The sequence below is a fragment of the Mesorhizobium sp. BR115XR7A genome, assembly GCF_020165315.1.
GTDB classification, from domain to species: Bacteria; Pseudomonadota; Alphaproteobacteria; order Rhizobiales; family Rhizobiaceae; genus Mesorhizobium; species Mesorhizobium australicum.
In genome coordinates, this window is the sequence record NZ_JAIUHW010000016.1 from 17,588 (window position 1) to 38,311 (window position 20,724).

Genomic DNA, 20,724 nt, shown 5'->3' on the forward strand with positions numbered 1-20,724 from the left:
TGGTTCACGGAGGGATGCGGAAATTTTCTGGAGGCCCCCAAGGGAGCCGTGGGTCAAGGCAGTGCGGCAATGGCAGAGGCCCCAGAGATTGCGGAACCTCCACGGTTCATCATCCACGGGCGGAGCGGACGCGCAGACCCGAGGATCCATGCCGCGATCTGCGAGCTTCGCAACCGTGCAGAATGCAATGGTATAGCCGCGCTGGGGTGGCGCCGCCTCAGGCAGGTGCCCCGCTATGGCCCTACTGCACCGAGCCGACCAGAACCTGCTGGCCGCCGCGGATCGAGACCCAGCGGCCGGTGTTGTCGATCGCCTGGCGCTTGAGGAAGCGGTAGCCGGTCTGGTCCCAGAACTTGACCTTGTCGGTCAGATTGTCCAGCACATAGTCGCCGCCGTCGGTGCGCACCGTCAGCACGGCGTGGCCTTCACCGTCGGGCTTGCGGACCACGGTTATCAGGAGATCGGCGAGCGACATGCCCATGTGGGACAGCTGGCGCCGCTTCTCCAGCACATAGTCCTCGCAGTCGCCGACACCCTTGTCGGGATAGGCCCAGACCTCGTCCTTGCCGTAGATGTCCATGTCGCTCATCGGCTTGACGGCGGCGTTGACCCTGGCGGTGACGTTGACCAGCTTGCGCATCAACCCGTCGGTCAGCACCGCCGGCGCGAGATTGGCCGGGCGGATCGAACATTCGCCTGGACGCTGCTTGCAGAAATCGTAGTGGCCGATCGGCTGCGAGGTGAGGCCCCCGGTGGCCATGGCGCCCGAAGCCCAGGCCGGTGCCATCCAGCCCCCCGTTAACGCCAGCCCTGCTGCCGCGCATACGCGCAGCCTTCGCATGGTTGAGGAATTCATTGTCCCCGCTCGCCCTGTTGTTAACGAAACGTTAAGGGCGATTTACACTCCGTGTCAATTACGACGTCGGCCTGATTCGCAGCATGGTTACCCGCGGGGAGGCAGAGCGGCACTTGTGCAACAAAATCGGACCCGCGTCCGGTTCCGTTTCAAAACCGCCTACCGCTTGGCGGTGCGGACCAGCTTCGGCTTCACCGCGACGCGGTTCTGGCGGCCATAGCTGGTGATGAAGTCGACGATGCGCGGCACGATCTCGGAGCGGAAGCGCGAGCCGTTGAAGACGCCGTAATGGCCGACTGCCGGCTGCATGTAGTGGGCCTTCTTGTCGGCGGGAATGTTGACGCACAAATCCTGCGCCGCCTTGGTCTGGCCAAGACCCGAAATGTCGTCGTTCTCGCCCTCGACCGTGAACAGGGCAACGTTGCGTATGACGGACGGATCGATCCTTGTGCCGCGATGCGTCATCTCGCCCTTGGGCAGCGCATGGCGCACGAAGACCGTGTCGACCGTCTGCAGATAGAACTCCGCCGTCAGATCCATCACCGCCAGATATTCGTCATAGAAGTCGCGGTGTTTTTCGGCATTGTCGCCATCGTGCTTCACAAGGTTCATGAAGAATTCCTTGTGGGCGATGATGTGGCGGTCGAGGTTCATGCTCATGAAGCCCGAAAGCTGCAGGAAACCGGGATAGACCTCGCGGCCGAAGCCCGGCACTGGCCAGGGCGCGCGCATGACGACGTTGTCGCGGAACCAGTCGATGCCCTTTTCCTCGGCCAGCAGATTGACGGCGGTCGGGTTGCGGCGGGTGTCGATCGGCCCGCCCATCAGGGTCATCGTCGAAGGCACGAAGGGATCGCCCTTGGCCTCCATCAGCGCCACGGCCGCAAGCACCGGCACGGAAGGCTGGCACACGGCCATCACATGCGTGTCCGGACCCAGCGTGTGCAGCATGTCGATGACGTAGTCGATATAGTCGTCGAGATCGAAGCTGCCATCGGCCAGCGGCACCATGCGGGCGTCGACCCAGTCGGTGATGTGGACATCGGCATAGGGCAGCATCGCCTCGACCGTGCCGCGCAGCAGCGTCGCATAGTGGCCCGACATCGGCGCCACGATCAAAAGCTTCGGGTCGGCCTTGCGCCCGGCGGGAACGGCGCGCTCGAACCGGACGAGATTGCAGAACGGCTTCGACCAGACGGTCTTCTCGGTGACCGCGACGCTCTTCCAATCGACCACCGTCTTGGCCAGGCCGAATCGCGGCTTGCCGTAGCGGCGCGTGGTGCGCTCGAACAGTTCGGCGCCGGCCGCGATGGAACGGCCCCAGGGCGTATGCGAAACCGGGTTGAGCGGGTTAGAGTAGAACAACCGGACCGCGTCGGCATAGAGCCGCGCCGGCTGCAAGGCCGCGTGGTTCATTTCGTAGAGCTGGTAGAACATACGTTACCCCGCGACCGAAGGGACGACGATCAGCGCCGAGCCCTAGATGTCTCGCGGGGAAGTTAACAACTAATTGCTGCGATGCAATACGTCACGTGGCGTGACCAATGCTTCTTTCGCCGAAAGCCTTGAAAACCCGGCACGGCCGGCCCAGCCGGCTCAATGTGCAGTGCCGAAATGTGTAGGATATGTGTCAGGCTTTCGCGGCGACCTGACCATGATGGTCCTGCGGTCGGGAAGGGATCATGGTCAGGAGACGATCAGATCAGACGCGCGCCATGCAGACGGAGGTCTGCCCGGAGCCGATGAAGCCGAGCTGGCCGGCGGCGCCTTTCGACAGGTCGAGCACCCGGCCCTTGATGAAGGGACCGCGATCGTTGATGCGCACGACGACGCTGCGGCCGTTGTTCTTGTTGGTGACCCGCAATTTGGTGCCGAAAGGCAGCGTGCGGTGGGCGGCGGTCATCGCCGAGGGGTTCATACGCTCGCCCGATGCGGTCCTCGAGTGCAGCGCGTACCAGGAAGCGCGGCCACACTGACCGGCGGCGGCGGTTGCCGAAGTGGCGGAGGCGCCGACCATCAGGCCAGCAGCGATCGTTACCGCGACAAGCGCGGTCTGTTTCGTGGTCTTCATATTTGGGGGATGGCTCCGTTTTTGACAGACCCAAGCCGTTAGGTGGGAAATAAGGCAGGAAATGCGGCAGTGATCTGGCGGTTCCATGGCAAGATCACACGTTTGGAGTCAGGGGGTAACAGTTTGTCAGGGATTTTCGGACCAGATTTCATCAGTTATCGATGATGTTCGTGCCGATATCCGAGATCCGTTTGACAAGATCCGGGATTAATCTCCAAGTAGAAACCGCTGGGATCGAGCCACTTCCTTTGGCTCTTTCATCGCGGCTGTGGCGCCGCTCTCGATCGACTGGGAAAGCGAGATCCGACAATGAGACTGACCAAAAATCTGCTGGCGTTGATTGTGCTGGCGATCGGTGCGTTGTGGTCGCTGCAAGGGATCGGCGTGGTCGGCGGCAGCTTCATGACCGGCCAATCGCAATGGCTCTATATCGGACTCGCCGCCATGCTGGTCGGCCTGGCCGGCCTGGTATGGGCGAACCGTGGGCATGGTTGATTTTCGAGCAAGCGCGCCCGCTGCCGAGCGCGCCGCCCGTGGCGACTGCGTCCACTGCGACCAGTACTGCCAGGCCCAGTAAAAACTCTCGTCGCGAGGTGGCAGGCGATCGCGCCCGGCGCGGAGATGGACCGGCGCCGGCGAGCGCGGGCTGTCGTCACTTGCCGCGTTCTCGTCGGAAGCAAGGCCGAGCAGCCAGGCGCTGACATGGGCAAACAACACGGCGGTGGAATGGGTCATCGTCATTCTCCTTTTCCGATCATTCCCGCCCCGCCCATGGGACCAGCACGCGCTCGATGCGGCGGATGGTGAATTCGAGCACGAAGGCGATGGCGGCGATCACCAATATGCCCATGATCACCACGTCGGTGACGAGGAACTGGGCCGCCGACTGGATCATGAAGCCAAGCCCGCGCGTTGCCGCCACCAGCTCGGCCGCGACCAGTGTCGACCAGCCGGCGCCGAGCGCGATGCGCAGGCCGGTCAGGATCGAGGGCAGGGCGCTGGGCAGGATCACGTGGCGGACCACTTGGCGTCGAGTCGCACCAAGCGAACGCGCGGCGTTGACGCGCTCCCGCGAGACGCCGCGGACGCCCGAGGCGGTCGACAGCGCGACCGGCGCCAGCATGGCGATGGCGATCACCAGGATTTTCGACGGCTCGCCGATGCCGAACCAGATGATGACCAGCGGCAGGTAGGCCAGCGGCGGGATCGGCCGCAGGAATTCGAGCAGCGGATCGAAGATGCCGCGCCCCACCGTGCTGATGCCTATGGCGAGCCCCACCGGCACGCCGACCAGGATGGCGGCGGCCAGCGCGGCAAAGACGCGGGCCAGACTGGCGACGACATGCTGCGGCAGCGTCGCGTCGACGAAGCCGTCGCTGATAACCACGATGAACTTGTTCCACACGGCAAGCGGCGAGGGCAGGAACACCGGCGACACCAGTTGCAGGCGGGCCGACAGTGTCCAGAGCGCCAGCACCGCCAGGATGGTGGCGGCGCTGACCATGCGGGCCGAAACGCCCGTCCGTTTCGCCCGTGGCCTCGACCAGGGCACCGACAGGCCGTCGGTTTCGTCTGTCCTTGAACCGGGCCGTTCGGTGTAGGAGGAAATCGTCATGCCGCCTCTCCCTCGAAGATCGCGTCGGTCAGTTCGCCGCGCGCCGCCGCGAAGGCCGGATCGGCCTTGATGGCGCGAATGGGCTCGCCCGCCGCGTAACGCCTGGAGAAGCCCGGCTCGAAGGTTCGCACCACGCGGCCCGGGCCGGGCGCCAGCACGACGATGCGGGTGGCGAGCACCAGCGCCTCCTCGATGCCGTGCGTCACCATCAGCACGCCGGCATGGCTTGCCGTCCAAAGGTCGAGCAGCGTCGTCTGCATGCGCTCGCGCGTCAGCGCGTCGAGCGCGCCGAGCGGCTCGTCGAGCAGCAGGAATTCGGGTTGGGCGGCGAGCGCCCGGGCAAGTCCGACACGCTGGCGCATGCCGCCGGACAGCTCCCAGATGCGTTTGTCGCCGGCTTCAGCGAGCTTGACCAGCGCCAGCAGTTCATCGGCGCGGCGCGCCCGTTCGGCTGGCCTCACACCGCGCAGCCTGAGCGCGAAGGCGACGTTCTCGCGCGTCGTGAGCCACGGAAACAGCGCATCGTTCTGGAACACCACGGCCCGGTCCGAACCGGGCCCGGTGATCGGCTTGCCATTGACCGTGGCACTGCCGCGCGCCGGTATGACCAGGCCGGCGGCGACGTTGAGCAGCGAGGTCTTGCCGCAGCCGGAGCGGCCGACAAGGACGACGAAATCGTTCTTGGCAACGCCGATCGACACGTGCTCGACGGCGGGTGCCGGCTGGCCGTCATAGTGGATGGAGATCTTGTCGAGCACGAGATGCGGCATGGGCCCTCGCCGATTGGAAGAATATCCGCCGGCCCCAAAACCGCGCCTCGTCTGCGGCTTCGGGACAGGCAACACGCGGCGTCAGGGAAGGAGAGCCGCGTGTGCGAGGCGTCAGTTCGAGGCCAGCGCCTCGGTGACGTATTTCGAAGTGACGTATTTCGAATAGTCCGGCAGCACCGCGTCGACCTTGCCTTGCTCCTTGAGGAAGGCGGATGCCGCCGCGATCGCACTGACCGTACCGCCGCCGAGGAACTTCCCGGATGCCTGCTCTTCCAGGGTGGGGAAGACATAACCCTTGAGCAGCTCCGGCACCTCTTCCAGCTTGGCGCCGGTGAGCTTGGCGATCGCGGCGGCCTGCGGCGACGACACCGACCAGGCGTCGGGCTTGGCGAGATAGTCCGCATAGGCGGTGCCCGTCACCTTGACGAAGTCGCGCACGGCTTCCGGGTTCTTCTCGGCGAAGTCGGTGCGCACGATCCAGGCGTCGAAGGTTGGCGCGCCCCAGGCGGCGACCTGCGAGGAATCCAGCACCACCTTGCCGGATGTCTTGATCTGGCCCAGCGCTGGGTCCCAGACATAGGCGGCGTCGATGTCGCCGCGCGCGAAGGCGGCGGCGATTTCCGGCGGCCGCAGGTTGAGGATCTGGACCGATTTCGGATCGACATTCTCGTGCTTGAGCGCGGCAAGCAGGCTGTAATGCGTCGTCGACACGAACGGCACGGCGACCTTCTTGCCGGCGAGGTCTGCGACCTTCTCGATGCCGGCGCCGTTGCGGGCGACCAGCGCCTCGGATTGCCCGATCAGGCCGACGACGAAAATGGTCTGGATCGGCAGTTCGCGGCTGGCGGCGGCCGCCAGCGGGCTCGAGCCGACATAGCCGATATCGACCGAGCCGGAGGCGACCGCGGCGATGACATCGGCGCCGGAATCGAATTTGCGCCAGTCGATGCTGGCCTTGGTCGCCTTTTCATAGGCGCCATCGGCCTGCGGCACTTTCGAGGGTTCGACCACCGTCTGGTAGCCGATGGTGATCTTCAGGTCTTCAGCGAGCGCCGGGCTGAGGAAGGCGGCGCCGGCGAGGGCGGCCGACGACAGAAGGAGAATGCGTCGCGAAATGGTGGGCATCAAAGGGCTCCATGAAAAGGGAAAACCGGATTGCATGTCCATAGTTCGCTAATTCCATGGTTCTTGTAGAGTTAAATCCTTCCAAGGAAGGAGAGCTTGTTGAAAAAAAGCCACTGGCGGCGGGCCGCCACGGCGGAAGTGACGGTTGCCGTCGTCCAAGAGCGGCGAGCCCATCAACTTTGCCCGAGGGCTCGACCTCGACCGTTGCAGATACAGACAGGTTCAAACGAGAATTCCGGGTTTTCCCTACCTCCAGCAAACTGATGCTTCGAATGGCACGGAATTTAGAATGAGGTTCCACGTGTCGGCACCTAAGTATAGTAATCTTATGGCACATAGGTGCGGGGTGCCGATGACAGGGCATCCCAAGCGTATCGTGGAGATCGCTGGCGTCGTCGGTTCCCAGCCGCGGGCCGTCATGCGAGCAAGCCTGGCGTCTGTGTCCTCGAAATCACAAGGCGGGCCTAAAATCGCCGCAACGAGTTGAAAATCAAGCAAGATTAACCGCAATTGGCTTGTATATCATGTCACTGGAATTTATGTGTCATGGAGGCTTCGGCGCGGCGGGGAGGCACGCGAGGCGTTTCGCAACGGATGGCCTAAGGCCATCGCACGACAGAGAAACGTTCGGTTCATGCTCACCAAAAAAGGCAAGTACGGCCTCAAGGCGCTCGTCCATCTCGCGCACATGCCGGCCGGACGGCTCGCCTTCGTCGGCGATATCGCGACCGGCAACAACATTCCGAAGAAATTCCTCGACGCTATACTGGGCGAGCTGCGCAATGCCGGCTTCGTCCAGAGCCGGAAGGGCAAGGAGGGCGGCTATCGCCTGGCCCGGCCCGCCGACGAGATCAAGGTCGGCCACGTCGTGCGCGTCCTCGACGGTCCGCTGGCTCCGATCCCCTGCGCCAGCCGCACACAGTATCAGCGCTGTGAAGACTGCAACGAGGCGACATGCCAAGTCCGACATCTGATGCTGGAAGTCCGGCAGGCGATCGCCGAGGTGCTCGACCAGCGCAGCCTCGCCGAGATGCGCGACATTGCCGACGACCTCCCGGTCGCGAGGGACGACCTGCCGGTAGTGCGGAACGACCTGTCGGTCGCGGTGAAGGTCCAGGCCTGAAGCCGGCACTTTGCATGGGGCTCGCTTGCGCATGACCGGGCGAACCAACCCGACCCGTTCCATCATCATCGTCGGCGGCGGCGCCAGCGGCGTCGTGCTGGCCGCGCATCTGCTCAAATCGCCCAATCCGGACCTGCGCGTCACGCTGATCGAAAAACGCCCGCATTTTGGCCAGGGCATTGCCTATTCGACGCTGCTGTCGGCGCATGTGCTGAATGTCAGCGCCGCAGGCATGAGCGCCTATGCCGACGATCCCGGCAATTTCTGGCGCTGGCTGCTGGAGCGGGGGCTTGCGACACCGGAGCAGGTTCCGGTCTATGCGCCGCGCAGCCTCTATGCGCGTTATCTCAAGGAATTGCTCGACGACCTGGAAACGCGCGAGCGCGAGAGCGGCCGGCTGCGCCTGATCCGTGAGGAGAGCCTGTCGATCACGCCGACGGCGTCCGGGGTCGAGGTGGCGCTGGCCAACGGCACCAGCGTGGTCGCCCATCTTGCCGTGCTCGCTACCGGCCATGACGAACAGCCCGCGCAGGGCCACGCGATCCGGATGGGCTCGGAAGCCGACACCGCGCTCGATCCAGATAGCCGCATCCTGGTGCTGGGCACGGGCTTGAGCATGGTCGATGCATTCCTTTCCCTGGAGCAGCGCGGCCATCGCGGCGACATCATCGCGGTGTCGCGGCGCGGCCTGCTGCCCTCGCCACACCGCAAGGGCAATCCGATCAAGCTCGACGTCGCCGATATCCCGCTTGGCACCCAGCTCTCCTATTTCGTCGGCTGGTTCCGCGACCTCATCCGTCAGAACCAGAAGGCCGGCGTCGACTGGCGCGACGTGGTGGACGGCCTGCGCCCTTTCAACCAGAAGATCTGGCAGAACTGGCCGGCCTCGGCCAAGCGCCGCTTCGTCGAGCACACCAAGGCCTGGTGGGACATCCATCGTCACCGCATGGCACCGGAGGTCTACGCCAGGGTGACGGAGGCCGTGCAATCGGGCCGCATCCGGCCGCTCGCCGGGCGCGTCGTCGCCGTCACGCCGGGCGACGGTTTCGCGGTGGAGGTCCAGTCGCGCCACACCCAGCGCCTCGAAACATTCGGCGTCGCCCGCATCTATGATTGCTCCGGTATCGTGCGCGACATCTCGACCTCGTCGAACAGCGTGGTGCGCTCGCTGGTCGACCGCGGCCTGGCGCGGCCGGATCCGCTGCGCATCGGCCTTGACGTCTCGCCCAATTGCGAGATCATCGCCGCCGATGGCACCGTTTCGCGAAAAATTCTCGCCGTCGGCCCGCTGACGCGCGGCACCTTCTTCGAGATCGACGCCATTCCCGATATCCGAGTCCAGTGCGCCAGGCTGAGCAAGCGGTTGCTGGGGTAGACAACCCCAGGCGGCGATTGTCTTTGGCAAGTGGTGCCCGCCTTAAGCCGCGAGCGTCTTCCGTGATCGCACCATATTCGGCTGGGCGTAGTCTGGTATTCGTCCTGAGCGGCCCTATGTCGGTCTGAACAACTTCCGTTCTTAACTATAAAACGGCAGGACTAAAGTCTTGCGCGCTAGCAGGCCTTGGTCCGAGGGGTCTTCGAACGTTCCGTGCTTGTCCATTGGACGTTCCATTACTTTAGTCAATCGAGATATACGTGGCTTGATATGGACCGCGGTAATCGGGATGCGAATCGGCCTGCCAAAAGGCGCGATCTTCCTTCCGTCGAGTGACCCAATGCCTCCCCAGCCGGTTTCGAGCCAGTGCTTTCCTATGCCCTCGGACCAAAAGAATGGCCGGTGCGGGGATGCTTGGGTTGGAAGCAGATCGCACCGGCCATCGCGGGTTAGGCTTCGATTGGGATCGTCCCCCGCACGACCAAGCTACATATATATTAGCTATTGCTCAACTAAGACTGAAGTCCCTCCAGCTACCAGCCGGAGGGATGGCGTTCAGCCCAAATGCCTCACACACGGCGCGCGCGGTCTCGGCGCCGGAAAAATTCTGCTGGCCGGTGATCAGGTTGCGACGCCTTCGCTGGACCGGATCATGCCGCCGTCCAGTCCCACGGCTTGGCGCTGTCTCGCTGGCGTTTCGGTCGGCACCGCCTCGCCTCGCCTGGATGACGGCCCCATGGAATTTCATTCCCCGTCTGGCCACCGGATTGGCACGATCTATCTTCTTTCCAACTGCGATCGGCTGGAAAAGACGCTAGGGTTGACCCATGGAGGCTCCGACATGAGTGAGCATAGAAAAACCACGGCCGACAGTGGCTCCTCGGATAGGGCGCTCTCGCGCCTCCGGCCGCCCTATGCGTCGTTGCTCGATCTGATCGGGCAGACGCCCATCGTCGAGCTGACCAAGTTCGACACCGGAAAATGCCGGCTGTTCATCAAGCTCGAGAGCCAGAACCCTGGCGGCTCGATCAAGGACCGTATCGCGCTGTCGATGATCGCGGCGGCCGAAAAACAGGGCAAGCTGAAGCCCGGCGGCACCATCGTCGAGGCGACAGCCGGCAATACCGGCCTTGGCCTCGCCCAGGTCGGCATTCCCAAGGGTTACCGCATCATCCTGATCGTGCCCGACAAGATGTCGCGCGAGAAAATCCAGCATCTGCGCGCGCTCGGCGCGGAAGTGCGCATGACGCGTTCCGATGTCGGCAAGGGCCATGCCGAATATTACCAGGACATGGCGGAAAAAATCGCCGCCGAACTGCCCGGCGCCTTCTACGCCAACCAGTTCGCCAATCCGGCCAACCCGCTGGCGCATCAGACGACCACCGGCCCGGAGATTTTCTCGCAGCTTGACGGGGATGTCGACGCGGTGGTGGTCGGCGTCGGTTCGGGCGGCACGCTGACCGGGCTTGGCCGCTACTTCGCCGAGGTGTCGCCGAAGACGGAGATGGTGTTGGCCGATCCTGTTGGCTCGGTGCTGGCGCCGCTGATCAAGACCGGCAAGATGGAAGAGGCGGGAAGCTGGACCGTGGAAGGTATCGGCGAGGATTTCGTGCCGCCCAATGCCGATCTGTCTTTGGTCAAGAAGGCCTATTCCATCACGGACAAGCAGAGCATGCTGGCGGTGCGGGATCTGTTGTCCCGGGAAGGCATCCTGGCCGGTTCTTCCTCCGGGACGCTGCTATCGGCGGCGTTGCGCTATTGCCGCGAGCAGACGGTGCCCAAGCGCGTCGTCACCTTCGTCTGCGACAGCGGCAACAAGTACCTGTCAAAAGTGTTCGACGATTTCTGGCTGGCGGAACAGGGACTGGCCGAACACGAACAGCATGGCGACCTGCGTGACCTCGTGATGCGCACTCACCGCACTGGCGACACCGTCTATGTCGGGCCGGACGAGAGCCTGCTCAACGCCTATGGACGCATGCGCCGCTCCGATGTCTCGCAACTGCCAGTGCTCGACAACGGCAAGCTCGTCGGCATCGTCGACGAGAGCGACATCCTTGCCCATGTCGACGGCCCCTATGACGGGCGCTGGGAGCGCTTCAACGGCCCGGTGCGCACAGCCATGACCTCGAACCTGCACACGCTGCAGGCCAGCCAGACGCTGGATGCGCTGCTGCCGGTGTTCGACCGCAACGAGGTTGCCATCATCTTCGACGGCGACGAGTTCGTCGGCCTGATTACCCGCATCGACCTGATCAACCATCTGAGGCGCGCACGATGACAACATCCGGAAAGAACCGCCTGGCGTTTTCGACGCGCACCATCCATGGCGGCCAGAGCCACGACCCGCTCACCGGTGCGGTGATGGTGCCGATCTACGCCACCTCGACCTATGGCCAGCAGTCGCCCGGCGTGCACAAGGGTTTCGAATATGCCCGCAGCCAGAACCCGACGCGATTCGCCTTCGAGCGCGCCGTGGCCGATCTCGAAAGCGGCTCGGCGGCTTTCGCATTCGCTTCCGGCCTGGCGTCGATCGCCACGGTGCTCGAATTGCTCGATGCCGGCGCGCATATCGTCGCCACCGACGACATTTATGGCGGCTCGTTCCGGCTGATGGAGCGGGTGCGCAAGCGCTCGGCCAATCTGCGGATTTCCTTCGTCGATTTCACCAATCTGGCCGCGGTCGAAGCCGCGATCCGGCCGGAAACAAAAATGCTTTGGGTCGAGACGCCGACCAATCCATTGCTGCGTATCGTCGATCTCGAAGGCGTCGCGGCGCTGGCGAAGCGCAAGGGGATCTTGTCCGTCGCCGACAACACCTTCTGCAGCCCCTACATCCAGCGGCCGCTGGAGCTCGGCATCGACATCGTGGTCCATTCGACGACGAAATATCTGAACGGCCATTCCGACATGGTCGGCGGCGTCGCCGTGGTCGGCGACAACAAGGATCTGGCCGACCGGCTGAAATTCCTGCAGAACGCCATCGGCGCCATATCGGGCCCGTTCGACAGTTTTCTGGCGTTGCGCGGTTTGAAGACCCTGGCGCTGAGGATGGAGCGTCATTCCACCAACGGCCTGAAGATCGCGCAGTGGCTGGAAGCGCGAAAAGATGTGCGCCGCGTCATCTATCCCGGCCTCGCCAGCCATCCCCAGCACGCCATCGCGGTCCAGCAGATGCATGCCTTCGGCGGCATGATCACGGCTGTGCTCGATCGCGATCTTGCCGGCACCAAACGCTTTCTCGAACGCACGCAGCTGTTCACGCTGGCCGAAAGTCTTGGCGGGGTGGAGAGCCTGATCGAGCACCCGGCGCTGATGACGCATGGCTCCATTCCCGCCGAGAAGCGGGCGGAGATCGGCATATCGGATTCGCTGGTACGGCTGTCGGCGGGGATCGAGGATGGCGACGATCTGATCGCCGATCTGGATCGGGCGCTGGGGGGCTGAGTGCCTTTCGGCTGACCGAGGCCCGTGTTGCTCGCGGGCATGCGCTGCGTCGCGCCTTGCTCCGCCCACGACGATGAACTGTCGTCTCGCCGATCTGAACCGGATCAGGCGTCGTGTTTGTGGCGATGCTTTCCGCGATCCTTCTCGGCGTGGGACTCTCCGGAGCGCACCGGCTTGGCGTCGTCCTTGTCGCGGCGCCCTCGGTGCTGGTCGCCTATGGGAGATAGCGGCACGCCGTGGCGCGCGTTTTTCGTTTCGAGACGGGTGATGAAAATATCGAAGCGATTGGGCATCGTCCGGTCAGTGCTCCGTCGTGCTGTCGGGTTTGTTGTCGGAAAGCCTGACATCCGTCGGCAAGGCAATCGCGGCCTGCTTGGTCAGGCTGGTGTCGTCCCGGGCTGGCAGCCGCTTGTCCTGGCGTGCGGCAATTCGGCCGCGGCCGGCATAGTAGGGCTCGAAAGCGTCCTGTATCGTCAGGCTGTCCATCCTGTCCTCCCTTGGGAATCAGGGGCTAAATCTGCCAAAACCGGTTTCGTTCCCTACTGTGGCGAAGGAATGGCGACTGCCTTACATCGGTGTGAGTTTTGCAAGCCGGCGCCAGCCATGCCAAATGGGTTTGGCAAGCCAACAGGCTGAACGGAGACGGCATCGGTGACTGGCGAAACGGGCAAGCGCAGCTATGTGGTCGGGCAGACCGAGATCGCGGCCCGTCCGCTCGATCCGGCGCTCTATCTGGTGGCGACGCCTATCGGCAACCTCGCCGACATCACGCTGCGCGCGCTGGAGACGCTGGCCGCCGCCGACATCGTCGCCTGCGAGGACACGCGCGTGTCGCGCGTGCTGCTCGACCGCTACGGCATCCGCCGGCGCACCACGGCCTATCATGAACACAATGCGGGCGAAGCCGGGCCGAAGCTGATCGCGGCGCTCGAAGCCGGCCAGAGCGTGGCGCTGATCTCGGATGCCGGCACGCCGCTGGTCTCCGATCCCGGCTACCGGCTGGTCGGCGAGGCGCTCGACCACGGCATCCGCGTCGTGCCGATCCCCGGCCCCTCGGCGCCGCTTGCCGCGCTGACGGCGTCGGGCCTGCCGTCGGACGCTTTCCTGTTCGCCGGCTTCCTGCCGGTTAAATCGGGACAACGGCTGGCCCGGCTGGAGGCCCTGAGAGCCGTGCCGGCGACGCTGATCTTCTTCGAATCGCCGCGCCGGCTGGCCGAGTCGCTCGGCGCCATGGTCGAGGCGCTCGGCGGCGAGCGCAAGGCCGCCATCGGCCGCGAATTGACCAAGACGTTCGAGGAGATGCGCACCGGCACGCTGCGGGCGCTCGCCGACCACTACGCGGGGGCCGATACGCCCAGGGGCGAGATCGTCGTCTGCGTCGGCGCCGCCGAGGCCAAGGCCGACGAACCTGAAGACATCGATCGCCTGCTCTTGTCGCTCGCCGCTGAAATGCCCGCCTCCAAGGCGGCGGCGGAAGCGGCGAAAATGACCGGCGGCCAGAAGCAGGCGCTATATCGGCGGCTGCTCGAGCTCAAGGACAGACCATGATCGCGAAAAGCGGAAAACGGTTTTCTCGGACAAACGGTTCCGTTTGTCCAAAAATCATGGCCGAGCAACGAGAAACCAGCGGTGGCTGAGCGCCCGAGCGCCAGCCGCCAAAAGGCCTACCGGCGCGGCCATCGCGGCGAATGGCTGGCGGCGGCCGCGCTGATGTTGAAGGGCTACCGGATTCTCGCGCGCCGCCACCGCACCCGCTTCGGCGAGATCGACCTGATTGCGCGGCGCGGCGACCTCGTCCTGTTCGTCGAGGTCAAGGCGCGGCGCACGCTGATTGAGGCCATGGAGGCGATCGGCCACGAATCGGAGCGCCGCATCGAGGGTGCTGCCGACATCTGGCTGTCGCGGCAGCCCGACTATGGCAGGCTGTCGATGCGCTTCGACATGGTCGCCGTGCTGCCCTGGCGCTGGCCGGTGCATGTCCCGAATGCGTTTTACGGGAGGAGTTGAGGCGGGGTACCGACGGGCGTTGCTCGCCCTTCGCAGGCTCCCTGCCCTTCGGGCCTTCACCATTCGTTGCTCAGGAAGCCAAGCAATTGGCTTTTTGTCCGCTTCGCGGATCGCTCCTCACCCCCAGATCATCAACGCCACCAGCCCGACGATCCCCACCACCAGGCGCCACCAGCCGAACAGCGAGTAGCCGTTGCGCGAGACGTAGTCGAGCAGGTAGCGCACCACGACCAAGGCCGTGACGAAAGCGGCGACGAAGCCGATGGCGATGATCGGCAGATCGGCCGAGGTCAGCACGTTGCGGTTCTTGAACAGGTCGAAGGCGAAGGCGCCGACCATGGTCGGGATGGCGAGGAAGAAGGAAAATTCCGCCGCCGCCCGCTTGTCTACACCCAGAAGCAGCGCGCCGACGATGGTCGAACCCGAACGCGACGTGCCGGGGATCAGCGACAGGCACTGGAACAGGCCGATCTGCAGGTAGAGTCTGGTCGGGAACCGCTCGACGTCGCGATAGACCGGCTTGAGGTTCATGCGGTCGACGACCAGCAGCACGACGCCGCCGATGATCAGCATGATGCAGATCAGTCGGGGTGATTCGAACAGCACCGTCTTGATGAAATCATGCGCCAGCGCGCCGATGATCGCCGCCGGCAGGAAGGCGATGAGGATGCCGATGACGAAATGCCGCGTCAGCCGGTCATGCGGCAGGTCGAGCAGCATCTGCCACAGGCGCCGGAAATAGACGCTGAGGATGGCCAGGATGGCGCCGAGCTGGATCAGGATCTCGAAGGCCTTGCCGGTCGACTGGAACCCGAGGAAATGGCCGGCGAGCAGGATGTGGCCGGTCGAGGACACCGGGATGAATTCGGTCAACCCCTCCAGCAGGCCAAGCAGCAGGGCTTCGACGATGGTCTGGCTTTCCATTTCTACCTCGGCATTGGCGTGACGGCTAACAGAATGGCTTGCTTGTCATGGCGCCGAAGTCCCCCTATAGGTCGCAACACCCCTGACGGCCCGATAGCCGGGCGGCCAAGACTTACCGGTGCGCCCTGCGATTCGCCAGTGTGGCAATCCGGAATTCGCCATACCTGGAACGAGCGCGACGCGCGAATTCCGGATTCTGAACGACACCAGTGCGCTTTATCATCGCGGAACCATGCTGACGCTTTTCCACCATCCCATGTTCGCTACCTGCCGCTTCGTCCGCCTCGCCTTTGGCGAGTATGGCGAGGAGCTGGCGCTGATCGAGGAAAAGCCGTGGACGCGGCGCAAGGAGTTCTTGGCGCTGAACCCGGCCGGCACACTGCCGATCCTGCTGGCCGAAGGTGACGTGCCGATCATCGGCGCGACGGTGATTTCCGAATATCTCGACGAGACGCGCGGCGTGCTCAAGCGCGACAAGCGGCTGTTCGCCGAGGATCCGATGCAGCGCGCCGAAATCCGCCGGCTGATCGACTGGTATCTCAACAAGGCCGAAAGCGAAGTGACGCGCCATCTGGTGCGCGAACGCGTGCTGAAGCCGGTGATGCCGGAAACGGCGGGCGGCGGCTCGCCCGATTCAGGCGCCATCCGCGCCGCGCGCGCCAACATCCGCCAGCACATGAAATACACCAACTGGCTGGCGGGCACCCGTCATTGGCTGGCCGGCGGCAGGGTCACCTATGCCGATCTGGCGGCCGCCGCGACGCTGTCGGTGCTCGACTATCTCGGCGAGATCGACTGGCGCGAACACCCCGCCGCGCGCGAATGGTACACGCGGGTGAAGTCGCGGCCCTCCTTCCGGCCGCTCCTGACCGACCGCGTGCGCGGCCTGTCGCCGGTATCGCACTATGCGGATCTCGACTTCTGACGCGTCGAAACTGCGCGCGCTGATCGACGCGGAGGCGCGGCGCGCCGGCTTCGACGCGGTCGCCGTCACCACCCCGGACGCCATCCCGCTGGCGCCGGCGCGCCTGGCCGAATTCGTCGCCGACGGCTTTCACGGCTCGATGGACTGGATCGCCGAGACGATTGCGCGCCGCGGCGAGCCATCCACGCTGTGGCCCGACGTGCGCTCGATCGTCGTGCTGGCGATGAATTACGGGCCGGACCATGATCCGCGCGACGTGCTGGCCAGGCGCGATCGCGGCGCGATCTCGGTCTACGCGAAAAACCGCGACTATCACGAGGTCATGAAGGGCCGGCTGAAGGAGATCGCCGGCAAGATCGTCGCGCGCGCCGGCGGCGACGTGAAGGTCTTCGTCGACACGGCGCCCGTGATGGAAAAGCCGTTGGCGGAAGCAGCGGGGCTGGGTTGGCAAGGCAAGCACACCAACCTAGTCAGCCGCGAGCACGGCTCCTGGCTGTTCCTTGGCACCATCTTCACCACGGCCGAACTGGAACCGGACAAGCCCGAGATCGACCATTGCGGCTCCTGCCGCGCCTGCCTCGACGCCTGCCCGACCGACGCGTTCCCCGCGCCCTACAGGCTCGATGCGCGGCGCTGCATCTCCTATCTCACGATCGAGAACAAGGGGCCGATCCCGCATGAATTTCGGGAAAAGATCGGCAACCGCATCTATGGCTGCGATGACTGCCTCGCCGCTTGTCCTTGGAACAAATTCGCCCGCGCCGCATCCGAGGCCAAGCTCGCCGCGCGCGACGATCTGCGCGAGCCGCCGCTCGCCGATCTCTTGGCCCTCGACGATGCCGGCTTCCGCGCCTTCTTTTCCGGTTCGCCGATCAAACGCATCGGCCGCGACCGTTTCGTCCGCAACGTGCTGATCGCCGCCGGCAATTCCTGCGACGGCGCGCTCGTCGGCGTCGTCCGGGACCTGCTCGGCGATGCCTCGCCGCTGGTGCGGGGCGCGGCAATATGGGCGCTGGCGCGGCTGGTGCCGGAAACCGAATATGCCGAACGGGCCGCGAACGGCTTGAACAGTGAGGACGACGCGGCGGTGCGCGAGGAATGGCGCCTGGCGCGGCCAAGCAGGGCGCATGCATGAGCGGAAAACAGGTCTTCATTTTCGGTGCCGGTTATTCCGGAAAGGCCTTTGCCCGCGCCAATAGGGGAACCGCCAGCATCTTCGGCACGACACGCTCCGAGGAAAAATTCGAAGCGCTGCGCCAGGCCGGCATCGTCCCACTGCTGTTCGACGGCAAGTTGACGAACGAAATCGGCGCTGCGCTGGAGAAAACCACGCATCTGGTGGTTTCGGTCGGCCCTGAAGAAGCCGGCGATCCGGTGTTGAATGCCGCTCGCCAGGCAATCGCAGGGATGCCGGCGCTGGAATGGATAGGCTATCTTTCGACCGTTGGCGTCTATGGGGATCATGGCGGCGCCTGGGTCGACGAGACGGCCGCCTGCCGGCCGGTGTCGAAGCGTTCGGTGATGCGGGTCGAGGCCGAGCGGGCGTGGTTGAGGCTTGGCGAGGACATCGGGCGCCCAGTGGCGATCCTGCGGCTGTCCGGCATCTACGGCCCCGGCCGCAACGCGCTGGTCAATCTGGAGAACGGCACTGCCAGGCGGCTGGTCAAGCCGGACCAGGTGTTCAACCGCATCCATTGCGACGACATATCAGGCGCGCTGTGGCTTCTGATCAGCGGCAATAGAGGCGGCATCTTCAACGTCACCGACGATGAGCCGGCGCCGCCGCAGGATGTCGTCGCCTACGCCGCACATCTGATGAGCGTTGAGCCGCCGCCCGAAATTCCCTTCGACACCGCCCAACTTTCGCCCATGGCGCGGTCCTTCTATGGCGAGAACAAGCGGGTCGCCAATGCGGCGATCAAGGCGGCGGGCTATCGGTTTCGCTTTCCCGACTATCGCGCCGCTTTCGACCATATGTGGGCAAGCGGCGACTGGCGTGACGGTGCGCCGCGCAGCCCGATGAGGGGCGTGAAGGGATAGGATGATCGAAGCGTGGCGCTTGGCGTGGTATGATTCGGCGATTGCAGGCACGGGGGTGCGGTTCATGAAATCATCGATGCGGTCGCTTTGCCCCAGAAATGCGGTATTGGCGGCAGCGCTGGCTCTGGCAGGCCTGGCCGCGCAGCCGGCAGCGGCCGAGGAGCGGGCGAAAGACCTGTTCGGCGCCGAGAAGCTGCCGACGGCCACCGCCCCGCAATCCTTCGGCTTCTATTCCAAGGGCTGTTTTGCCGGCGGCGTCGCCATTCCCATGGATGGTCCGACCTGGCAGGTGATGCGGCCATCGCGCAACCGCCGCTGGGGCCATCCGGCGATGATCGCGCTGATCGAGAGATTGTCGCGCGACGCCGTCGCCGACGGCTGGCCGGGCCTGTTGATCGGCGACATCGCGCAGCCACGCGGCGGCCCGATGCTATCAGGTCATGCCTCGCACCAGATCGGGCTCGACGCCGACATCTGGCTGACGCCGATGCCCGACCGCACCATGACCAGGGCGCAGCGCGAGACCATGAGCGCCACCTTGATGGTCGACGACAAGACGCATCTTGTGAAGGACGCGCTGTGGACGCCGGCGCACACGCGGCTTTTGAAGCGCGCGGCGAGCTATCCGGAGGTCGAGCGCATCCTGGTCAATCCCGGCATCAAGAAAAAGCTCTGCGACACGGTCAGGGGTGACCGCTCGTGGCTACGCAAGATCAGGCCGTTCTGGGGCCACGACTACCATTTCCACATGCGCATCGGCTGCCAGCCTGGCTCGCCCAATTGCAAGGCGCAGGAAGCAACGCCGGAGGATGATGGCTGCGGCAAGCCGCTGGCCTGGTGGTTCACGCAGGAGCCGTGGCGACCGAACAAGAACCCGGATGCGCCCAAGGCACGTGACCTGATGACGATGGCCAACCTGCCCAGGGAATGCCGCGCGGTGCTCGACGCGCCGGGGCCTGCCTCGGCCGAGGCCGCGACCTATCACGGCGACGCCGTGCCGGTCGCGGTGGCGGTGCCTGAGCCGGAAGCGCCGTCGCTGCCCGCCGTCACGGCAAGCGGCACCGCCGGCCTGCCAAGCGCGGTGAACGCCTTCACCGCGACGCCCGAGGTCGGCGTACCGGTGCCGCGGCCACGGCCGCCAGCGAAGTGATTGGCGCGCCACCCGCAGGCTCAATCGGTTTAGCCCCCGTTTTCATGAAACAGTGGCCGTTTGGCCGCAGAACCTGTCCCTGCGCGCCACCAGGCCCGAAAACCGTTTCCCTTTTCAAACTCATGCGCTAGTCAACGCAGGAACGGCGAATGCCGTCGCGGGCGCCGGGGACGGACGAGAGCATGCCAAGCACGGGCGATGACGAGACTTTGCTGCGGTTTCCGATCCTGATCGGCGATATCGGCGGCACCAATGCGCGGTTTTCGATCGTGCTCGACGCCAATTCCGAGGCCGGCGAGCCGATCATCGTCCAGACCGCCAATTACAACACCATCGACGAGGCGATCCAGGCGGCGGTGCTCGATCGGTCCTCGGTCCGCCCCAATTCGGCGGTGCTGGCCGTGGCCGGCCCGGTCGACGGCGACGAGATCGAGCTCACCAACTGTCCCTGGGTCGTCAAGCCGAGGCAGATGTTCGCCAATCTTGGGCTGAGCGACATTGTCGTGCTCAACGATTTCGAGGCGCAGGCGCTGGCCGTCGTGGCGCTTGGCGAAGAGCACATGGAAAAGATCGGCGGCGGCGCGCCGGAGCCCAATGCCGGCCGCGTCGTCCTTGGCCCCGGGACCGGGCTCGGCGTCGCCGGGCTGGTCCACGCGCTGCATCACTGGATCCCGGTGCCCGGCGAAGGCGGCCATATGGACATCGGGCCGCGCACACCGCGCGATTTCGAGGTTTTCCCGCATATCGAGAAGCTCGAGGGCCGCATTTCGGGCGAACAGATCCTGTGCGGACGCGGTCTCGTCAACGTCTACCGGGCGGTGGCCAAGGCGGATGGAAAGCCGTCGCCCTTCACCACGCCGGCCGAAGTCACCGGTGCGGCACTGGCCAAGACCGATCCGGTGGCGCAGGAAGCCCTCGAGACCTTCGTCACCTGCCTCGGCCGCACCGCCGGCGACCTGGCGCTGGTGTTCATGAGCAGGGGCGGCGTGTTCCTAACCGGCGGCATCGCGCAAAAGATCGTGCCGGCGCTGAAGCAAGGCAATTTCCGCGCCGCCTTCGAGGACAAGGCGCCGCACAGCGCGCTGATGCGCACCATGCCGGTCTATGTCATCACCCATCCGCTGGCTGCCCTTCTCGGCCTTGCCGCCTATGCCAGGAACCCCTCGCTGTTCGGCGTCCAGACATCGGGCCGGCGCTGGCGCGACGAAGTTAGCCACCCCAAGGCATAGGCAAGCCGGCTGCTTGGCGGTAATAGGGGTGCCGAATTGCCCGGCCACGGGAAGCGAAACCGACAAA

21 protein-coding genes are annotated in these 20,724 nt (G+C 64.9%); 12 read left to right on the forward strand and 9 right to left on the reverse strand.

Features of this window, described 5'->3' with window-relative positions:
- Nucleotides 1–241: 241 nt before the first annotated feature.
- From LB557_RS27345 to LB557_RS27355, 3 genes are all read right to left on the reverse strand, one after another.
- Complete coding sequence (locus LB557_RS27345) at nucleotides 242–856, reverse strand: transglutaminase-like cysteine peptidase (RefSeq protein ID WP_141907054.1); 615 nt, start codon at nucleotides 854–856, stop codon at nucleotides 242–244.
- A gap of 159 nt (nucleotides 857–1,015) precedes the next feature.
- On the reverse strand, nucleotides 1,016–2,293 hold the full coding sequence (locus LB557_RS27350) for a polyhydroxyalkanoate depolymerase (protein ID WP_140619858.1): 1,278 nt from the start codon (nucleotides 2,291–2,293) through the stop codon (nucleotides 1,016–1,018).
- Between the two features lie 265 nt (nucleotides 2,294–2,558).
- The gene (locus LB557_RS27355; RefSeq protein WP_015314729.1) at nucleotides 2,559–2,927 is read right to left on the reverse strand and encodes a septal ring lytic transglycosylase RlpA family protein; all 369 of its coding nucleotides are present in this window, start codon (nucleotides 2,925–2,927) and stop codon (nucleotides 2,559–2,561) included.
- Nucleotides 2,928–3,236: 309 nt separating this feature from the next.
- Between LB557_RS27355 and LB557_RS31895 the strand changes: the two genes are divergently transcribed.
- Nucleotides 3,237–3,422 carry a hypothetical protein gene (locus tag LB557_RS31895; RefSeq protein WP_015314728.1) on the forward strand — a complete coding sequence of 62 codons (186 nt, stop codon included), beginning with the start codon at nucleotides 3,237–3,239 and terminating at the stop codon, nucleotides 3,420–3,422.
- A gap of 259 nt (nucleotides 3,423–3,681) precedes the next feature.
- Here LB557_RS31895 and LB557_RS27365 read toward each other — a convergent pair whose 3' ends face one another.
- From LB557_RS27365 to tauA, 3 genes are all read right to left on the reverse strand, one after another.
- A complete protein-coding gene (locus LB557_RS27365) occupies nucleotides 3,682–4,542 on the reverse strand; it encodes an ABC transporter permease subunit (RefSeq protein ID WP_140712011.1) in 861 nt (286 codons plus the stop codon).
- Complete coding sequence (locus LB557_RS27370) at nucleotides 4,539–5,312, reverse strand: taurine ABC transporter ATP-binding protein (protein ID WP_224644031.1); 774 nt, start codon at nucleotides 5,310–5,312, stop codon at nucleotides 4,539–4,541. Before LB557_RS27370 ends, LB557_RS27365 begins: the two co-directional genes overlap by 4 nt.
- A gap of 111 nt (nucleotides 5,313–5,423) precedes the next feature.
- Entirely contained in the window at nucleotides 5,424–6,437 is a 1,014-nt protein-coding gene (tauA, locus tag LB557_RS27375) for a taurine ABC transporter substrate-binding protein (protein ID WP_015314724.1), read from the reverse strand.
- A 634-nt stretch (nucleotides 6,438–7,071) separates the two neighbouring features.
- Between tauA and LB557_RS27380 the strand changes: the two genes are divergently transcribed.
- The 4 genes from LB557_RS27380 (at nucleotide 7,072) to LB557_RS27395 (ending at nucleotide 12,382) form a co-directional block, all read left to right on the forward strand.
- Nucleotides 7,072–7,560, forward strand: coding sequence for an RrF2 family transcriptional regulator (locus LB557_RS27380; protein ID WP_140619852.1), 489 nt, complete (start codon nucleotides 7,072–7,074; stop codon nucleotides 7,558–7,560).
- Between the two features lie 31 nt (nucleotides 7,561–7,591).
- Nucleotides 7,592–8,935 (forward strand): FAD/NAD(P)-binding protein, encoded by a 1,344-nt coding sequence (locus LB557_RS27385; protein ID WP_224644032.1) that lies wholly within the window; start codon nucleotides 7,592–7,594, stop codon nucleotides 8,933–8,935.
- 841 nt (nucleotides 8,936–9,776) lie between these two features.
- On the forward strand, nucleotides 9,777–11,216 hold the full coding sequence (locus LB557_RS27390) for a pyridoxal-phosphate dependent enzyme (protein ID WP_224644033.1): 1,440 nt from the start codon (nucleotides 9,777–9,779) through the stop codon (nucleotides 11,214–11,216).
- Nucleotides 11,213–12,382: a trans-sulfuration enzyme family protein gene (locus LB557_RS27395; protein WP_140788843.1), complete on the forward strand. Its 1,170-nt coding sequence runs from the start codon at nucleotides 11,213–11,215 to the stop codon at nucleotides 12,380–12,382. The genes LB557_RS27390 and LB557_RS27395 overlap by 4 nt, the downstream gene beginning before the upstream one ends.
- A gap of 104 nt (nucleotides 12,383–12,486) precedes the next feature.
- On the opposite strand, the gene LB557_RS27400 is transcribed toward LB557_RS27395, so the two are convergent.
- Entirely contained in the window at nucleotides 12,487–12,675 is a 189-nt protein-coding gene (locus LB557_RS27400; RefSeq protein WP_140660304.1) for a hypothetical protein, read from the reverse strand.
- Between the two features lie 7 nt (nucleotides 12,676–12,682).
- The gene (locus LB557_RS27405) at nucleotides 12,683–12,868 is read right to left on the reverse strand and encodes a hypothetical protein (RefSeq protein ID WP_015314718.1); all 186 of its coding nucleotides are present in this window, start codon (nucleotides 12,866–12,868) and stop codon (nucleotides 12,683–12,685) included.
- Nucleotides 12,869–13,033: 165 nt separating this feature from the next.
- Between LB557_RS27405 and rsmI the strand changes: the two genes are divergently transcribed.
- Together rsmI and LB557_RS27415 are read left to right on the forward strand one after the other, a co-directional pair.
- A complete protein-coding gene (rsmI, locus tag LB557_RS27410) occupies nucleotides 13,034–13,930 on the forward strand; it encodes a 16S rRNA (cytidine(1402)-2'-O)-methyltransferase (protein WP_015314717.1) in 897 nt (298 codons plus the stop codon).
- Nucleotides 13,931–14,011: 81 nt separating this feature from the next.
- The gene (locus tag LB557_RS27415) at nucleotides 14,012–14,389 is read left to right on the forward strand and encodes a YraN family protein (protein ID WP_015314716.1); all 378 of its coding nucleotides are present in this window, start codon (nucleotides 14,012–14,014) and stop codon (nucleotides 14,387–14,389) included.
- Nucleotides 14,390–14,506: 117 nt separating this feature from the next.
- Here the strand turns inward: LB557_RS27415 and LB557_RS27420 are convergent, their stop codons facing one another.
- Nucleotides 14,507–15,313 carry an undecaprenyl-diphosphate phosphatase gene (locus tag LB557_RS27420; RefSeq protein ID WP_015314715.1) on the reverse strand — a complete coding sequence of 269 codons (807 nt, stop codon included), beginning with the start codon at nucleotides 15,311–15,313 and terminating at the stop codon, nucleotides 14,507–14,509.
- A 232-nt stretch (nucleotides 15,314–15,545) separates the two neighbouring features.
- Between LB557_RS27420 and LB557_RS27425 the strand changes: the two genes are divergently transcribed.
- The 5 genes from LB557_RS27425 to LB557_RS27445 all read left to right on the forward strand — a co-directional run bounded on the left by LB557_RS27425 (nucleotide 15,546) and on the right by LB557_RS27445 (nucleotide 20,657).
- Nucleotides 15,546–16,238: a glutathione S-transferase family protein gene (locus tag LB557_RS27425; RefSeq protein ID WP_015314714.1), complete on the forward strand. Its 693-nt coding sequence runs from the start codon at nucleotides 15,546–15,548 to the stop codon at nucleotides 16,236–16,238.
- Nucleotides 16,219–17,373 carry a tRNA epoxyqueuosine(34) reductase QueG gene (queG, locus tag LB557_RS27430; RefSeq protein WP_224644034.1) on the forward strand — a complete coding sequence of 385 codons (1,155 nt, stop codon included), beginning with the start codon at nucleotides 16,219–16,221 and terminating at the stop codon, nucleotides 17,371–17,373. The genes LB557_RS27425 and queG overlap by 20 nt, the downstream gene beginning before the upstream one ends.
- Entirely contained in the window at nucleotides 17,370–18,278 is a 909-nt protein-coding gene (locus tag LB557_RS27435) for an SDR family oxidoreductase (protein WP_224644035.1), read from the forward strand. Before queG ends, LB557_RS27435 begins: the two co-directional genes overlap by 4 nt.
- Before the next feature lie 64 nt (nucleotides 18,279–18,342).
- Nucleotides 18,343–19,428 (forward strand): penicillin-insensitive murein endopeptidase, encoded by a 1,086-nt coding sequence (gene mepA / locus LB557_RS27440; protein ID WP_224713132.1) that lies wholly within the window; start codon nucleotides 18,343–18,345, stop codon nucleotides 19,426–19,428.
- Nucleotides 19,429–19,610: 182 nt separating this feature from the next.
- Nucleotides 19,611–20,657, forward strand: a complete 1,047-nt coding sequence (locus LB557_RS27445) for a glucokinase (RefSeq protein ID WP_224642014.1) — start codon at nucleotides 19,611–19,613, stop codon at nucleotides 20,655–20,657.
- The last annotated feature ends 67 nt before the right edge of the window (nucleotides 20,658–20,724 follow it).

What these genes read in the sequence shown, in the direction of transcription:
- LB557_RS27365 (WP_140712011.1), bottom strand. Translation starts at nt 4,542, where the DNA reads ATGACGATTTCCTCCTACACCGAACGGCCCGGTTCAAGGACAGACGAA.
- LB557_RS27425 (WP_015314714.1), top strand. Translation starts at nt 15,546, where the DNA reads ATGCTGACGCTTTTCCACCATCCCATGTTCGCTACCTGCCGCTTCGTC.
- LB557_RS27385 (WP_224644032.1), top strand. Translation starts at nt 7,592, where the DNA reads ATGACCGGGCGAACCAACCCGACCCGTTCCATCATCATCGTCGGCGGC.
- LB557_RS27420 (WP_015314715.1), bottom strand. Translation starts at nt 15,313, where the DNA reads ATGGAAAGCCAGACCATCGTCGAAGCCCTGCTGCTTGGCCTGCTGGAG.
- LB557_RS27405 (WP_015314718.1), bottom strand. Translation starts at nt 12,868, where the DNA reads ATGGACAGCCTGACGATACAGGACGCTTTCGAGCCCTACTATGCCGGC.
- LB557_RS27380 (WP_140619852.1), top strand. Translation starts at nt 7,072, where the DNA reads ATGCTCACCAAAAAAGGCAAGTACGGCCTCAAGGCGCTCGTCCATCTC.
- LB557_RS27445 (WP_224642014.1), top strand. Translation starts at nt 19,611, where the DNA reads ATGCCAAGCACGGGCGATGACGAGACTTTGCTGCGGTTTCCGATCCTG.
- LB557_RS27395 (WP_140788843.1), top strand. Translation starts at nt 11,213, where the DNA reads ATGACAACATCCGGAAAGAACCGCCTGGCGTTTTCGACGCGCACCATC.
- LB557_RS27370 (WP_224644031.1), bottom strand. Translation starts at nt 5,312, where the DNA reads ATGCCGCATCTCGTGCTCGACAAGATCTCCATCCACTATGACGGCCAG.
- LB557_RS31895 (WP_015314728.1), top strand. Translation starts at nt 3,237, where the DNA reads ATGAGACTGACCAAAAATCTGCTGGCGTTGATTGTGCTGGCGATCGGT.
- LB557_RS27390 (WP_224644033.1), top strand. Translation starts at nt 9,777, where the DNA reads ATGAGTGAGCATAGAAAAACCACGGCCGACAGTGGCTCCTCGGATAGG.
- LB557_RS27345 (WP_141907054.1), bottom strand. Translation starts at nt 856, where the DNA reads ATGAATTCCTCAACCATGCGAAGGCTGCGCGTATGCGCGGCAGCAGGG.
- LB557_RS27400 (WP_140660304.1), bottom strand. Translation starts at nt 12,675, where the DNA reads ATGCCCAATCGCTTCGATATTTTCATCACCCGTCTCGAAACGAAAAAC.
- mepA (WP_224713132.1), top strand. Translation starts at nt 18,343, where the DNA reads ATGAAATCATCGATGCGGTCGCTTTGCCCCAGAAATGCGGTATTGGCG.
- tauA (WP_015314724.1), bottom strand. Translation starts at nt 6,437, where the DNA reads ATGCCCACCATTTCGCGACGCATTCTCCTTCTGTCGTCGGCCGCCCTC.
- LB557_RS27355 (WP_015314729.1), bottom strand. Translation starts at nt 2,927, where the DNA reads ATGAAGACCACGAAACAGACCGCGCTTGTCGCGGTAACGATCGCTGCT.
- queG (WP_224644034.1), top strand. Translation starts at nt 16,219, where the DNA reads ATGCGGATCTCGACTTCTGACGCGTCGAAACTGCGCGCGCTGATCGAC.
- LB557_RS27435 (WP_224644035.1), top strand. Translation starts at nt 17,370, where the DNA reads ATGAGCGGAAAACAGGTCTTCATTTTCGGTGCCGGTTATTCCGGAAAG.
- LB557_RS27350 (WP_140619858.1), bottom strand. Translation starts at nt 2,293, where the DNA reads ATGTTCTACCAGCTCTACGAAATGAACCACGCGGCCTTGCAGCCGGCG.